The sequence below is a fragment of the Kribbella sp. VKM Ac-2569 genome (assembly GCF_004216905.1).
Classification (GTDB): Bacteria; Actinomycetota; Actinomycetes; order Propionibacteriales; family Kribbellaceae; genus Kribbella.
The window spans coordinates 801,920-816,655 of the sequence record NZ_SGXJ01000004.1 but is presented as its reverse complement, the minus strand read 5'-3'; the positions used below and the strand labels follow the sequence as shown (position 1 = coordinate 816,655).

Here is a 14,736-nt window from a genome sequence, read left to right as displayed (position 1 = left end):
TGATGAAGCTGACCTGATGACAATCCGCGGCCGGTGCGTTTCAATGTGCGCATCTTGTTCATTGATGCGTGAAGTGAGGCAGTCGTGAGCATCTTTGTCCGCATGAAACGTTCAGTAGTCGCGCTAGCGTTGCTAGCCGGTGCGCTGGTGTACACGGCCGGTTCCGCGCAGGCCGCCGGCACCACGCTCGGTGACGTCAGCGGGTTCTCCGCCGACCAGGCGACGTACACCCTCAGCGCCGGGGCCGCGAAGGTCCGGGTCGTGTTCCTCAAGGACGACGTGTTCCGGCTCTGGATGGCGCCGGACGGGAACTTCACCGATCCCGCCAACACCGGCGAAGGCTCGAACATCGTCACCAAGACCGACTACGGGACGCCGCCGACGACCTGGCGGGACCGCGGCACGTACTACTCGCTGAGCACCGGAAAGATCGAGGTCCGCGCGCAGAAGCAGCCGCTGAAGTTCTCTGTGTACCGCTCCAACGGCCAGCTGGTCTGGTCCGAGGCAGCGCCGCTGTCCTGGACCGACTCGTCCACCACGCAGACCCTCGGCCGCGGGGCGAACGAGCAGTTCTTCGGCGGCGGCATGCAGAACGGCCGCTTCTCGCACCGCGACCAGACGATCAAGATCTCGCGGGACTTCAACTGGGAGGACGGCGGCAACCCGAACGCCTCGCCGTACTACATGAGCACCGCGGGGTACGGCGTACTCCGCAACACGTTCAGCCCGGGTAGTTACAACTTCACTAGTCCCGTTGTCACTACGCACGACGAGAAGCGGTTCGACGCGTACTACTTCGTCGGCGACCTGAAGACCTCGCTCGACCGCTACACCGAGCTCACCGGCCGGCCGTTCATGCCGCCGATCTACGGGCTCGAGTACGGCGACTCGGACTGCTACAACCGCGGTCACTACGGAACGGATCCGGACCCCAGCAACGACTGGAAGGTCAACCCGGACAAGGTGACGACGCTGGACGCGGTCAAGGTCGCGCAGCGGTTCAAGGACGAGGACATGCCAGGCGGATGGATGCTCGTCAACGACGACTACGGCTGCGGGTACTCCGCCAACACCGAGTCCGAGCAGGTCGACGGCACCTGGTGGGGCAAGCGTGACATCCCGGCGCTGAAGCAGGCCGGTGACGACCTGCGGGCGCGCAACATCCAGATGGGTCTGTGGACGCAGTCGAACCTGGACCGGCAGCCGGCCGAGGTCGGCGAGGCCGGTGTCCGCGTCCGGAAGCTCGACGTGGCGTGGGTCGGCCCGGGGTACCGGTACGCACTGACTGCCTGCGACACCGCGCACGACGGGATCGAGCAGTACAGCAACGCCCGCGGGTTCGCGTGGATGGTCGAGGGCTGGGCCGGCGCGCAGCGGTGCGCGGTGCAGTGGACCGGTGACCACAGCGGTTCACTCGACGCCATCAAGTGGCAGATCCCGGCGATCACCGGGTCCGGCAACTCCGGCATCGCCTACAGCGCGGGCGATGTGGACGGGATCTTCGGTGGCTCCGCGACGTCGTACGTGCGGGATATGCAGTGGAAGGTGTTCAACCCGGCGTTCATGACCATGTCCGGCTGGTCGACCCCGGCGTACAAGCAGCCCTGGGCGTACGGCGATCCGTACACCTCGATCAACCGCAAGTACCTGAAGCTGCGGGAGCGGTTGCTGCCGTACTTCTACACGTACGCCGCCGAAGCCCACCGGACCGGCGCTCCGCTGAACCGGTCGCTGGTACTGGAGTACCCGACCGACCCGAAGACCTGGGACGACACGACGAAGTACGAGTTCCTGGCCGGGAAGGAGTTCCTGGTCGCGCCGATGTACGGCGCGGACGAGGTGAAGAACGGGATCTACCTGCCCGCGGGCCGGTGGATCGACTACTGGACGGGCCGCGTGTACCAGGGCCCGACGACCGTGAACGGATACCACGCTGCACTCGACACACTGCCGCTGTTCGTGAAGGCGGGCGCGGTCGTGCCGATGTGGAAGCCCGGGATCAACACCGCCGCCGAGCAGGGTTTCGGCGACCGGGTGAGCGTCGACATCTACCCGTCCGGGAAGTCGTCGTTCTCGATGTACGAGGACGATCGCGTGACCCGGTCCGGGAAGTCCGCGACGCAGACGTTCGCGGTCGACGCGCCGACGCAGGCCCGCGGTGACGTGACCGTGAAGATCGGCGCGAGCACCGGGTCGTACGACGGCAAGCCGGCGACCCGCCCGTACGAGCTGACCGTCCACACCGGCGCCGCGCCGCGCAACGTCACGATCGACGGGCGTCCGGCTGCCTTCACCTATGCCAATGGCATCGTCCGCGTGCAGACCGCATCGATCCCGACCTCCCGCAGCGCTCTCGTGGTGCTGTCGGGAACGTCGGCGGTGGGTGGACCCGACGTCACGAACACCTTCGGGACGCCTGAGCTCACCACGCCGTCGCTGTGGAACGCTCCGGGTCAGGCGACCGAGGTGACCGCGTCGTTCCGCAACGGCACCGCGACGACGGCGCACGACGTACAGCTCGACGTGCAGGTGCCGAACGGGTGGAGCATCAGCGGCGCGAACACCTTCGCGTCGGTGGATCCCGGTCGAACCGTGACGACCAAACTGCAGGTCACGCCCGGCGCGGACGTGAAACCCGCGAGCTTCACGTTGACATTGAAGGCGTCGTACGTTGCTCAGGGCAATAGTTATACGAACACCTCGACGGGTACGGCGCAGTTGCCGTACGCCTCGGTGTCGCAGGCCGCCAACGTGGTCGGGGTCAGCGATGCGACGACGTACAAGCAAGGGAACTTCGACGGGTCGGGCAACAGCTTCAACGGTGAGGCGCTGGCGGCGGCCGGGTACACACCTGGCGCGACCGTGAACGTGCAGGGCGCCGACTTCACCTGGCCGACCGGGGTGCCCGGTACGCCGAACCTCGTGAAGAACCAGTCGGCTCCGATCCTCGTGTCCGGAACCGGATCGCATCTAGCACTGCTAGGCGCCGGCGCGAGTCTGAACGCCCGCGGGACGGTGACGGTCATCTACACCGACGGATCGACATCCGAGAGCGCGTTCCAGTTGCCGAACTGGTGCTGTCAGGATCCGACGACGGGTGGCGCCAAGCTGGCCGTGTCGGTCAAGGGCCGCTACACGGCGGCCGGATTGAGCAACACGACGACGGACTACCGGGTGTTCTACACCGCCGTACCGCTCGATCCCGGGAAGACCGTGAAGGCGATCAAGCTGCCGGGTGGCGGACTGGGCTTCTTCGCGGCCACGATCGCCGACAAACCGTTGCCACCGGCACCTACCGGGGAGAGCTGGGTCAGCGACCTCGAGTTCCTTGACTCCACCAACGGTTGGGGCCCGGTCGAACGCGACCACAGCAACGGCGAGGACGCAGCCGGCGACGGCGGACCGATCACGCTCGACGGCGTCCAGTACGCGAAGGGGCTGGGCGCTCACGCACCCTCGTCGGTGAGCGTTCGCCTCGGCGGCAACTGCACGAGCTTCACCAGCAAACTGGGCATCGACGACGAAATGGAGGACCGCGGCAAGGTCACCTTCAAGGTCCTCACCGACGGCACCGCCCGCTACACGTCGGACCAACTGACCGGCACCTCCCCAACCGCCACCACCACGGTCGACGTCACCGGCGCCCAAACCCTCACCCTCCAGGTAACCGACGGCGGCGACGGCAACACCAGCGACCACGGCGACTGGGCCGAAGCCAAACTCACCTGCAACCCCTAGTACCGCCCAGCCCTCCCACCCCACCGCCACCCGGCCGTGGGGTGGGAGGATGCGGGCATGCTGGAACTGACGGGGCATGTGGTGGAGGGGTTGCGTACGGCGTTTGCCGGGGCGGGGTACACCACGGACGGGGTTGCCGAGCGGCTCGGTGTGCAGGCGAACGCGGCGTTGGCGCGGAACGAGACCGCGGCAGCGGCCCGTCGTACGGCGTCGGGTGATGCGCTCGACACGATGATCCGGTTGTTCCTGCTCCAGCGAACTGTGCCGGAAAACGCTGTAAACAAGGCGATTCCAGGAGTTGATCTGGTTGCCTTGGGCATCGTGGAGCGTAGTGGGGACGAGGTTCGGGCGGCGGTTGATGTCAGGCCGTTTGCTGAGGATTGTTGGGTGGTGGCTGACCTCACGCCGGGGCTTGACGGGCGCCGGGAGCCGATGCGGTCGGACTACGTGCTCGGCATCGCTCCAGCGAGCCTCAGCCTCATCCACCTGACCGTCCCGATCAAGGCTGACCGAGCGCTCGACATCGGCACCGGGTGCGGCATTCAGTCGCTGCATCTCGCGGACCATGTCAACCAGCTGACAGCAACCGACGTCAACCCGCGCGCCCTTCAACTCGCCAAAGCGACGGCCGCGCTCAACCACATCGACCTCGACCTTCGCGACGGCAGCCTGTACGAACCCGTCCGCGGCGAGCGTTTCGACCTGATCGTCAGCAACCCGCCGTACGTGATCTCTCCGCCCGGCGGCGACCTCACCTACCGCGAGACCGAGTTCACCGGCGACGCCGTGGTCGAGCAGCTCGTTCGCCAGGCGCCGGACCACCTGACTGACGGCGGCTGGTGCCAGTTGCTCGCCAACTGGACCTGTGTCCGCGGCGAGGACTGGCAGGACCGCATCGCCGCCTGGACGGGCGACCGCTCCGCCTGGGCGGTCCAGCGCGAGCAGCTCGACCCGTCCGAGTACGTCGAGCTCTGGCTCCGCGACGCCGGCCTGCACGGCTCGCCGCAGTACACCACCAGGTACGACGAATGGATGCGCTATCTCGACGAGCACAACGTCGAGGCGATCGGCATGGGCTGGATCACGCTGCACAACGTCGAAGGTTCCCTCGCCGCGGAAGCTTGGCCGTACGAGATCGAGCGCCCGATCGGCCCGCACGTCCTGCACCGCTTCGAACGCATCGAGGGCCTCCCGGCCGACCTCACCGCTCTGCATCTGCACGTGGCCGACGACGTCATCCAGGAGACCACCGGGCAGCCAGGAGCCGAGGACCCGGCCACGATCGTGCTCCGACGGCAGCGTGGCATGCGGAGAGCGGAGCAGGTCGACACCGTCCTGGCCGGCTTCGTCGGCGCGTGTGACGGCGACCTGAGCACCGGACAGATCCTCGCCGCGCTGGCCGACCTCATGGACCGCCCAGTCGTCGACGTGCTCGCCGACTACCTCCCACAGATCAGAAACCTCGTCATAGAAGGCTTCCTGGACTACTGAACAGCGACTACTGGGCAGTGCGCCGGCGTCGGCGCTTCTCGGCGTACATGCGCCGATCCGCCTCGGTCAGCAGCTCGGCAACCGCCGTACCGTCCGTGCTGCTCGCCTGCCCGACACTCAACCGCAGCAGCGCGAACCACGGCTCCTCCGCCCGCTCCGCCTCGCGATCCGCCGCGGACTTGATCCGCTCGACCAGCTCGGGCGCACCCCGCTCGTCCGGGTTGTCGAGTACGACGACGAACTCGTCCCCGCCCGCGCGCGCCACGACGTCCTCCGCGCGGCACTGCTCGGTCAGCAGCGTCCCGACCCGCCGCAGCACCTCGTCGCCGCTGGCGTGCCCGTAGCTGTCGTTGATCACCTTCAGGTTGTCCACGTCGATCGCGATCACCGCGATCGAGCGGCCGGAGGCCTGCGCGACCGACATCCGCTCGTCGAGCGCACGCCGATTCCCCACGCCGGTCAGCGGATCCTCACGCGCCGCCCGCCACTCGGCATCGTGCCGGATCGACAGCTCGTGGTTGGCCAGCGCGCTCCGTACGGCGTACAGCCCGCGCAACCGCTCCGCCCACCAACCGCGGCTGATCGCCCGCGCGTACTGCAGTCCGGACGACGCACCGGTGTCCCCGGACTCCGCACTGATCTGTACGGCGGTGTGCCGGATCAGCGCCTCCACGGGCGGATCCGACGTCGGCGGCAGGTCACTGGCCGCCCGGTCCGCGGCGTCCATCGCCTCACCGATCCGGTCGCGCGCCATGTACGCCTTGGCCAAGTACGCGCCCGCGATCGCGGCGAGCTCGAGATCACCGAGCTTGGCCAGCTGGTCCCGGCAGTCCTTCAGGATCACGGCCGCCTCGCCCGCGTCCGCGGTGTCGTTGCTCGCCGCGAGCCACATCCGCCCGGCCATCGGCCAGTACCCGAGCAGGTCCGCGGCGAGGATCACCTCGACCGCCTCACCGGCCCAGCGGTGCGCGGCGCGTCGACGTTCCGTGATCTCCGCGTCGTACGACGTGTCGCCGAGCCGCTCGAGCTCGTGGGCCCAGCGCAGGTTCGACTCGGCCAGGTTCAGCCGGTTGATCGCCGGCGCCTCGGGCAGGCCGAGCGGGTCGTGGTCGCCCTCGGCGGCGAGCTCGAAGTGCGGGATGCACAGCTCGTACAGCCGGAGCAGGTCGTAGGCGTAGCCGAGGCCGGTGTGCGCCCAGCCCGCCAGACCGAGGTCGCGGGTCCGGGACAGCGCGTTCTCAGCGGCGACCAGGTCGGCAACCGAGTCACCGCCCTCACCGGTCCGGATCAGGGTGACGATCCGGAGCGCGATCGCGTTCGCCTCCCAGCCCGGCTCGTCGATCGCACGGGCGACCCGGATGCAGCTGTCGACCGCGTCCAGCGCCTCGACCGAATCGGTGGCGTGATGCGCCGCAACGGCCCGCACGTACTCCGCTGCGGCCCGTTCGTGAGTGGGCTCCGGGCCCAGCTCGGCGAGCAGCGCGTGCAGCTCGAGCGCCGCCTCGTCCGGACTGCCCGACTGCGCCCGCGTCATCGCCGCCGCGATCCGCGTCGTCACCCCGGACGTCTCCCGCACCACAGCTCCCCACCCTTCGTCACTTCTTGCGACGCTTCTCCCGGTACAGGCGCTCATCCGCCCGGAAGATCAACTGCTCCACGGCGATTCCTTCGGCGGTCGCCGCGTACCCGAGGCTCAATCCGAGCCGGCGCAGCCACGGTCTGTCCGTCGCCGCCGCGATCGCCTCGACGGCGATCCGGATCCGCTCGGCCAGCTGGGCACCGCCCTTGGCGTCGGGCTGGTCGAGCACCACGAAGAACTCGTCGCCACCCGATCGAATCACGGCATCGGTCGCTCGCGCCTGTTCTACCAGGAGATTTGCAACAACCTGCAGCAATTCGTCCCCGCAGGCGTGCCCGAACGTGTCGTTGACGAGCTTCAGGTCGTCCACGTCGATCGCCAGCAACGTCACCGCCCGGCCCGAGTCCCGGGCCGCGGTCAGCCGCTCGTCCAGGGCGCGGCGATTCCCCACCCCGGTCAGCGGATCCTGCCGCGCCGCGTGCCACTCGGCGTCGTGCCGGGCCGGCAGGTCGTGCGCGGCAAGCGCATGCCGTACGGCGTTCAGCGCGCGCTGCCGCTCCTTCCACCAGCCCCGCGCAACCGATCGCGCGTAGGCCAGGCCGGCCAGGGCACCCGCCGTACCGTCGACCGCCTCGACCTCCGATCGGGTCTGCAGCACCAGAACGTGGGTCGATGGGTCGGCCAACGGAAGCAGGTCGTCGGCCGCCCGGTCCGCCGCGGCCTTGGCCTCCTCGGACTTCCCCTGCGCCTGCAGGGCCCGGGCCAGGTAGGCGCCGGCGATCGCGAGTCGCTCGGTCTCACCCAGCTTGCTGATCTCGTCGCGGATCTCGGTCAGGTCGGCGACCGCCTGGTCCGGGTCCTCGGCGGTCGCGGCGGCGGCGATCCACAGCCGGGCGCTGAGTTTCCAGAACTCCTGGGTCTCGTCGTCGACGACCACCCGCTCGGCCTCGCGCGCCCAGTACGCCGCGGACGCCAGGCGCTCCTCGATCTCCCTTGTATACAAAGGATCGCCGAGGCGTTCGAGTTCGTGCGCCCAGCGCAGGTGCGTCTCGGCGAGGTTCAACCGGTCGATCGCCTGCGACTCCGCCAACTCGAACACGTCCTCGTCCAACTGGGTGGCGAGCTCGTAATGCGGAATGCACAGTTCGAAAAGCCGCAGGACGTCGTACGCGTAGCCGAGGCCGGTGTGCGCCCAGGCGGTCAGGCCGGCGTCCCTGGTGCGGTTCAAGGCTGCTTCAGCGGCGACCAGGTCGTTGACCGTGTCGCCACCGCGGCCGCTGCGGGCGAGGTTGATGATGCGGATCGGCAGGGCGTTCGCTTCCCAGCCCGGTTCGTCGATCGCGCGGGCGATCTCGATACAGGCGTCGACCGCGCGCAACGCTTCGTCGGCGTCGCTGGCATGGTGCGCCGTCACGCCCCGGACGTACTCCGCGGCCGCCAGCCGGTAGCTCGGGACGCCGCCCAGCTCGTTCCGGATCGCCTCGATCTCCGCTGCCGCCGTCGCATGCCCACCCGACTGCGCCGCGGTCATCGCGGCGGCGATCCGTACGGTCAGCGCGTCGTCCGCCGCAATCTCGCCATTCCCCATACCGCCGACGGCCCTTCCCTGTTCCGTCACCCGCACCTCGGGCCGGACCGCCCATTGTGACCACCCACCCCGGGTCCTGTCACGACCCGATCCGGACAACGGCCACCTAGTGCCACATCAGGCGTACTCGGCGTACAGGTTTCTCGACTCTTCTGCCAGATTCGCGGGTCATTCCCCGCACCCGCCGGATGCCCGGTCCTCGCGGCAGTGGTGACTGGAGATAGGAGATGGTCGGTGGAGACGGGCCATGTCAGGTGCCAACCCACCACGGCCTGTCCCAAGTCCCCGGATACGGCCACCACGACCCACACACCGGACCGGACAGCGGGCCCAGCCCCAGATCTGCAAGCTCGACAGGACGTATCACCAACCCGATCACCCAGCCGGCTTCCCCGGTGAGTCCGCCTGCCGGCCCGCCGGCAGGTCGCCGCTGGCGGGTTCTTTCACCGCTGGCCTGCTACTTCCCGTCATCGGACACATAACCCGTCAGCCGGCAGCACAACACCCACACATCGGGCGCAAGAGCCGTCTTGTCTTGTTTGCCTTGACCCCGGGGACAGGGTTTTACGGTTCGGTGATGAGATTCGCGGTGAGTTACAGCACGCCGGCGTACGGGATGGATCCGGAGCGGCTGGTCAGGTTCGCGCGGCGCGCGGAGGAGTGCGGGTTCGAGGGGTTGTACGTACCGGAGCACGTGGCGCTGTATCGCGGCGCCACCTTCGGCGGGTACGAGATGCCGACCGACCTGCCGTACGGCGATCCGCTCGAGCTGCTCGGGTTCGTGGCGGCGTCCACAGAACGGCTCCTGCTCGGGACGGCTGTGCTGTTGCTGCCGTACCACCACCCGGTGGTGCTGGCGAAGCGGCTGGCGACCCTCGACGTGCTGTCGAAGGGACGGATGCGGTTGCTGACCGTCGGCTTGGGCAGCTTGCCGGGCGAGGCTCGGGCGGTGGGTGTGGACTTCGCGTCGCGCGGACGACGTACGGACGAGGCAATCGACGTACTGCGGCTGCTGTGGTCAGGTGATCGCGTCAGCTACTCGGGCGAGTTCTTCGAGTTCGAGGACCTCAGCAGCTTCCCGCATCCGTTGGCGCCGTTGCCGATCCACATCGGCGGCTCCAGCCGTGCCGCTGCCCGCCGCGCAGGCACCCGGGGCGACGGGTACTTTCCAGGCGGCGCGCTAACCCCGACCGAACGCGCGACCCAGTGGAAGCTGGCCGCATCAACCCGCGACAACCTCGAGTACACCCGCTGGGCCTCCATCGACCTAACCCCAGAAGCCGTAGCCTCCTACGAGTCCCAAGGCGTCACACGCCTGGTAGTAACCACCCCAGACCTGGACGACCTAACCCACTTCGCCAAACGCTTCCAGTTGGTCTAATCCACCCGCTCGCCATGCTGACAGAGCACAACGGCGCCCTCGTCGACCGCTTGGAGCGCGGCTTCGATGCGGCTGGCGAGCATCGGCTTGCCGAGGGTACGGACCTGTGGCGGCGTGTACAGGCCGGCCGACAGGATCTCGCCGTCGGAGAAGGTGAAGGCCGCGACCTCAGCCTCGGTCACCACACCTCCGTCGAAGACGAACACCATGGCGTCCGGCCGTCCGTCGTACGCCTGCACGTGGTCGACAACCAGCAGTCGCCCCAGCGGCCGTTCCGTGTCGAGCTCCTCGAGCAACTCACGCGCCGCGGCGGCCCATGGCGACTCGTCGGCTTCGACCGCGCCACCGGGGATCTCCCAGTTCGGTTTGTACGACGGCTCGACCAGCAGCACCCGCCCGTCCGACGACCGGAACAGCACCCCGGCTGCCATCCTCTTCCGGGGCAGGTTGGCTACGTACTCCGATGTCACGGGTCAGCCGGCGACCTGTTCGGCGGTGGTTGCGTGGAGGCGGACCGGAAGGGTCTCGACGCCGTACACGATCGAGAAGTCGCGGAAGCGGAGCTGCTCCTCGGGAACAGCCAGTGACAGGTCCGGGAAGCGGTGCGCGAGCGCGGTGAACGCGGCGCGCAGCTCCATCCGGGCCAGCTCGGCGCCGACGCACCGGTGCATGCCGTGGCCGAACGCGAGATGCGCGGACGACACCGTACGACGTGGGTAGAAGTCCTCGGCGTCCGCGCCGAAGACCTGCTTGTCCCGATCCGCCCCGGACAACGACACTGCGACCAGATCGCCCTTCTTCACCTGCTGACCGAACAGCTCCTGGTCGTGCCGGGCGAACCGCGGGAACGCGACCTGCACCACGGTCAGGTACCGCAGCAGCTCCTCGACGATCACGTCGACCGCACCCGGCTCGTTGCGGATCCGCTCGAAGTTCGCCGGGTCGCGCAACAGCACCAGCGTGCCGAGCGCCAGCATGCTCGCGGACGTCTCGTACCCGCCCAGGAACACCCCGTCCGCCAGCCCGCCGAGCTCGATGTCGTCGAGGTCGTCGCCCTGCTCGCGGATGATCGACCCGATCAGCCCGTCGCCGGGGTTCTCCCGCTGCTTCCGGACGATCTCGAACAGGAAGTCCCGCGACTCCGACGCCGACCCGAACACCCCGATGCCACCGCCGGACAGGTCGAACCGGGCCGGTCCGAGCGCACGGAAGCGATCACGGTCGGACTCCTCGACGCCGAGCAGGTCCGCGATCAGCAGGAACGGCACATTGAAGGCGAAGTCGGCGACGATGTCGGCGACCGGGCCCTTGGCCTCCATCAGGTCCAGCTGGTCGTTGACGATCTTCTCGATCGCCGGCTCCAACCGGGCCAGCTTGCGCTTGGTGAACTCGGGCGTCAGCAGCTTCCGCAGCCGCGTGTGGTCCGGCGGATCGGTGAACCCGAGGCCCCCGATACCCTCCGACGGCTTGTTCGGGTCCGAGCCGACCAGCGGCCGGATGTCGTTGCTGAAGTTCGTGCTGTCGGCGAGCACAGCCTTCGCCTCGGCATGACCGCTCACCACAAAGACGTTCAGCCCGAACAGATGAGCCAGCTTGTGCACCGGCTCGGTCTCGCGCACCTGGGCCAGCTCCGGGACCGGATCGAGCCCCTCGCGGCGCAACGGCATCGAAACCTGGCTGGGAAACATCCGCATCTTCGACAGGTCGAGACCACCTCTACGGGTGGTCCTGCTCAGAATGCGGTTGCCGACCCATTTCTTCAGGTATGTCGCAACCATGACTTCCACGCGCCCTCTCTAGAACCCGCTGCCCCCAACAGGCGTTGTAACTCCAAGCTAACCTCGCCGGGGACCAGATCTGATGGTGTTTGCACTACTTCGGTAGTGGCGTTGGCTCCACCATGGGAGGGGGCCATGGCGTGCCAGCAGAGACCTTGTCACGGACAGAGCCTCCACTGCCACCTGAAACCACCTGTACTCCGCCCTGGACTGCGACATGCCGTTCCTCGGGGAGGATTCAGGGAAAGTCCAGACGAAAGTCGGATGCGCCCTACCCCACCAGGTAGTTGCCGCCGACCACTTCAGGCTCAGAGATAGTACGGCGTGACGATCCGGAGCACGTCCGCGAGCTTTGTCTTGACCTGATCGGCCTGCGGAATCCGTGTGAGTTTCTTCGCATCCCCGACCCGCAGACCGTGGTCGGCGAGCACGTACAGCACGCGCAGCGTGCGGACCGTGTTCGTCACCTCGGGCGTGATCCCTTCGGCCGGCGGGTTCGACAGCTGCCGGATCGCCGGGTCCAGCCAGTCGGTCGCGTCGCTGCCGGTCAGGTCGTCGCGCGTCAGCGTCGCCGCCAGCGCGTACCCGAGCCGGTCGTCCTCCATGTCCCGCAGCACGTACGGCGTCGGCGTCAGCAACCGCCCGATCCCGAGGCGCAGCATCTGCACCGGCTCCACGGCCGCGTGCTGCCCGAGCGTCCCGAGCAGGTCCGCACCGTGCGCCAGTGCGTGCAACCAGCCGAGCTTCTCGTCGTACCCCCGGAGGTCCTCCTCGGCGACGTACCACCGCTCGAACGGCGGCACCCAGCTCGGTTCGAAGACGCCGTTCGTCACGATCACGTCCAGGATCAACGGCGCGAACGTCCGCGCCTGGATCTCCGGGTCGGTGAACCGCGGCACCATCTCGTCGCCGAGCGCCCGCAGCTCGTCCGTCGACAGCACGCCGCGCCCGATCCAGGTCGCGAGCACGGAGTACGCCTGCCGATCCCGTACGACGGGATCCGGGGACCGCAGCATCCCGACCAGCTCGGCCACCATCTCGCCCACCGGCCGTCCTTCGGGAACCTCGAAACCCGCATCCCGCACCTGCGCCCAGCTGGTCACGGGGCCTCCCGGCCTGGACTGAGGAGCGGAAGGAGCGAAGCGACCGGAGCGACGTGGGAAGGCCGGGAGTCACAGCCCCGTGACCCGCTGCGCCGGAGGCGTGGCATCAGTGCCGTCATGCGCGGCACCGTAATCCGTCGACGGGCCACCCGGCCAGCCCCGAATCAGCATGGGAAACGGCCCGTGGTTCATCCGGAGACCGGATGCACCACGGGCCGTCGCGACCAGGACCCCTCAGCCCGGCCGGGCCCCTGCCCCGGTCAGGGCCCCTCAACCTCCGACCGGGGTGGCCTTGTCATGCGTCGCGCTTGCTCGCCGACACCAGGGCGATCGTCATCAGCGCGGCCGCCCAGCCGGCGAAGTACAGCAGCGCCCACCACGGGCCCATCGCGTAACTGGTGGCGTCGCCGGGACCTCCACCTGCTCCGACGTCCTGACCTTGGAACAGGAACGAGTTCGCGTTGGTGAACGGCGCCCACCGGTTCAGATCGTCGCCGACCTTGGGGATGAGCTGGACCAGCTGCTCCACCAGTAGCGGCCAGACGAGCAGGATCACGATGGCGCCTGCGCTCTGGCGGATCAGTGCCCCGACTGCCACGGCGATCACCGCTGACAGCGCGAAGATCAAGCCCCGGCCGGCCAGCAGACGCCACTCCGCGGCGCTGTCGATGGCCAGGTTGGCGCTGCTGTTGACCAGGTCGCCGATCGCCCAGGCCCCGAAGGACGCGATCACGCCGATCAGACCGGAGAGCATCGCCACCACGAAGGTCTTGCCGAGAAGAAGAGCGGCCCGCTGCGGTACTGCCTGGAAGCTGGTCCGGATGGTGCCGAACCGGTACTCGGTGGTGATGGCCAGCGCGGCCATCACCATGATGACCATCTGACTGAGCTGGGCGCCGCCCTGCGTGTCTGTGATGGTGGCGTGCAGCTTCTGCTCGCTGGGCGCGAGGCCGAGGAAGAGCGCGGACAGCCCGACGGTCAGCACGGCCGCGATGATCATGCACCACCACGGCGAGCGGGTGGAGAAGAGTTTGATGCGCTCGACTGCGATCACCGACATGTCAGTTGTCCTCCTTCGGACCCGCGGCCACCTCGGCGGCGTCGGGTGCGTCGAGCGAGGTCACAGCGGCGATCTCCTCGTGCGCGTGGTACTCGACCGAGTCACCGGTCATCTGCATGAATGCCTGCTCCAGCGAACCGCGCTGCAGCGTCAGCTCGTGCAGCACGATGCCGTGCGCGGCGGCGGCCTCGCCGATCTGGTCGGTGGTCAGGTCGCCCTCGACGAACAGCACCTTGCCCTGGTCCTCGACGTCCTCGATCCGGGTCGCCAGGTGCTGCTCGTTCAGCACGCCGGCGAACTGGTCGAGCTGCGGCGTCCGCACCTTCACCGTCGTACCGCTGGCGCGGTCGACGAACTCCTGGGTGGTGCTCTGCGCGATCAGCTTGCCGCGGCCGATGACGACCAGGTCCTCGGCGGTGAGCGCCATCTCGGACAGCAGGTGGCTGGAGACCAGCACGGTGCGGCCCTCGTCGGCCAGCCGGTGCATGAAGGTCCGGATCCAGACGATGCCCTCCGGGTCGAGACCGTTCACCGGCTCGTCGAACAGCAGCACCTCCGGGTCGCCGAGCAACGCGCCGGCGATCCCGAGCCGCTGGGACATGCCCAGTGAGAAGGCGCCGGCCCGCTTGTTCGCGACCGACGTCAGACCGACCATGTCGAGCGCCTTGTCGACCGATGACTTCGGCAACTTGTTCGACGCGGCCATCCACCTCAGATGGGACCGCGCCGAGCGGTTCGGGTGCACCCACTTGGCGTCCAGCAGCGCGCCGACCTTGGTCAGCGGCCGGTGCAGGTCGCGGTACCGCTGGCCGTCGATGGTGACTTCGCCGGACGTCGGGGTGTCGAGTCCGAGGATCATCCGCATGGTGGTGGACTTGCCGGCCCCGTTCGGGCCGAGGAAGCCGGTCACCCTGCCGGGTTTCACCTCGAAAGACAGGTTGTCAACGGCAACTGTTGCGCCGTATCGCTTGGTGAGGCCTTTTGCCTCGATCATCGCCGTGCTCCTCATTCGGTGGCG

Annotated in this window: 10 protein-coding genes; 3 read left to right on the top strand and 7 right to left on the bottom strand. The window is 68.4% G+C overall.

The annotated features are described in order from the left end of the window. The first annotated feature begins 102 nt into the window (after positions 1–102). Entirely contained in the window at positions 103–3,738 is a 3,636-nt protein-coding gene (locus EV649_RS30555) for an NPCBM/NEW2 domain-containing protein (RefSeq protein WP_130387051.1), read from the top strand. A 57-nt stretch (positions 3,739–3,795) separates the two neighbouring features. After that, positions 3,796–5,229 (top strand): class I SAM-dependent methyltransferase, encoded by a 1,434-nt coding sequence (locus EV649_RS30550; RefSeq protein ID WP_130387050.1) that lies wholly within the window; start codon positions 3,796–3,798, stop codon positions 5,227–5,229. A 7-nt stretch (positions 5,230–5,236) separates the two neighbouring features. Here the strand turns inward: EV649_RS30550 and EV649_RS30545 are convergent, their stop codons facing one another. Then, positions 5,237–6,805, bottom strand: a complete 1,569-nt coding sequence (locus EV649_RS30545) for a GGDEF domain-containing protein (RefSeq protein ID WP_241998836.1) — start codon at positions 6,803–6,805, stop codon at positions 5,237–5,239. A 19-nt stretch (positions 6,806–6,824) separates the two neighbouring features. Next, the gene (locus EV649_RS30540; protein ID WP_130387048.1) at positions 6,825–8,396 is read right to left on the bottom strand and encodes a GGDEF domain-containing protein; all 1,572 of its coding nucleotides are present in this window, start codon (positions 8,394–8,396) and stop codon (positions 6,825–6,827) included. A gap of 577 nt (positions 8,397–8,973) precedes the next feature. On the opposite strand from EV649_RS30540, the gene EV649_RS30535 reads away from it, so the two are divergent. After that, on the top strand, positions 8,974–9,777 hold the full coding sequence (locus tag EV649_RS30535; protein WP_130387047.1) for a TIGR03619 family F420-dependent LLM class oxidoreductase: 804 nt from the start codon (positions 8,974–8,976) through the stop codon (positions 9,775–9,777). Here the strand turns inward: EV649_RS30535 and EV649_RS30530 are convergent. The 5 genes from EV649_RS30530 to EV649_RS30510 all read right to left on the bottom strand — a co-directional run bounded on the left by EV649_RS30530 (position 9,774) and on the right by EV649_RS30510 (position 14,712). Continuing rightward, positions 9,774–10,208 (bottom strand): NUDIX hydrolase, encoded by a 435-nt coding sequence (locus EV649_RS30530; protein ID WP_130387046.1) that lies wholly within the window; start codon positions 10,206–10,208, stop codon positions 9,774–9,776. The two genes, EV649_RS30535 and EV649_RS30530, sit on opposite strands and share 4 nt — an antisense overlap. A gap of 42 nt (positions 10,209–10,250) precedes the next feature. Further along, positions 10,251–11,555, bottom strand: coding sequence for a cytochrome P450 (locus EV649_RS30525; RefSeq protein ID WP_130387203.1), 1,305 nt, complete (start codon positions 11,553–11,555; stop codon positions 10,251–10,253). 308 nt (positions 11,556–11,863) lie between these two features. Then, positions 11,864–12,658 carry a DUF2785 domain-containing protein gene (locus EV649_RS30520; protein WP_130387045.1) on the bottom strand — a complete coding sequence of 265 codons (795 nt, stop codon included), beginning with the start codon at positions 12,656–12,658 and terminating at the stop codon, positions 11,864–11,866. A 295-nt stretch (positions 12,659–12,953) separates the two neighbouring features. Then, the gene (locus EV649_RS30515; RefSeq protein ID WP_130387044.1) at positions 12,954–13,718 is read right to left on the bottom strand and encodes an ABC transporter permease; all 765 of its coding nucleotides are present in this window, start codon (positions 13,716–13,718) and stop codon (positions 12,954–12,956) included. Position 13,719: 1 nt separating this feature from the next. Then, on the bottom strand, positions 13,720–14,712 hold the full coding sequence (locus EV649_RS30510) for an ABC transporter ATP-binding protein (protein WP_130387043.1): 993 nt from the start codon (positions 14,710–14,712) through the stop codon (positions 13,720–13,722). Between the last annotated feature and the right edge of the window lie 24 nt (positions 14,713–14,736).

Excerpts from the sequence above, each read along its gene's own strand:
- EV649_RS30555 (WP_130387051.1), top strand. The coding sequence starts at position 103 with ATGAAACGTTCAGTAGTCGCGCTAGCGTTGCTAGCCGGTGCGCTGGTG.
- EV649_RS30515 (WP_130387044.1), bottom strand. The coding sequence starts at position 13,718 with ATGTCGGTGATCGCAGTCGAGCGCATCAAACTCTTCTCCACCCGCTCG.
- EV649_RS30550 (WP_130387050.1), top strand. The coding sequence starts at position 3,796 with ATGCTGGAACTGACGGGGCATGTGGTGGAGGGGTTGCGTACGGCGTTT.
- EV649_RS30540 (WP_130387048.1), bottom strand. The coding sequence starts at position 8,396 with ATGGGGAATGGCGAGATTGCGGCGGACGACGCGCTGACCGTACGGATC.
- EV649_RS30530 (WP_130387046.1), bottom strand. The coding sequence starts at position 10,208 with ATGGCAGCCGGGGTGCTGTTCCGGTCGTCGGACGGGCGGGTGCTGCTG.
- EV649_RS30510 (WP_130387043.1), bottom strand. The coding sequence starts at position 14,712 with ATGATCGAGGCAAAAGGCCTCACCAAGCGATACGGCGCAACAGTTGCC.
- EV649_RS30535 (WP_130387047.1), top strand. The coding sequence starts at position 8,974 with ATGAGATTCGCGGTGAGTTACAGCACGCCGGCGTACGGGATGGATCCG.
- EV649_RS30525 (WP_130387203.1), bottom strand. The coding sequence starts at position 11,555 with ATGGTTGCGACATACCTGAAGAAATGGGTCGGCAACCGCATTCTGAGC.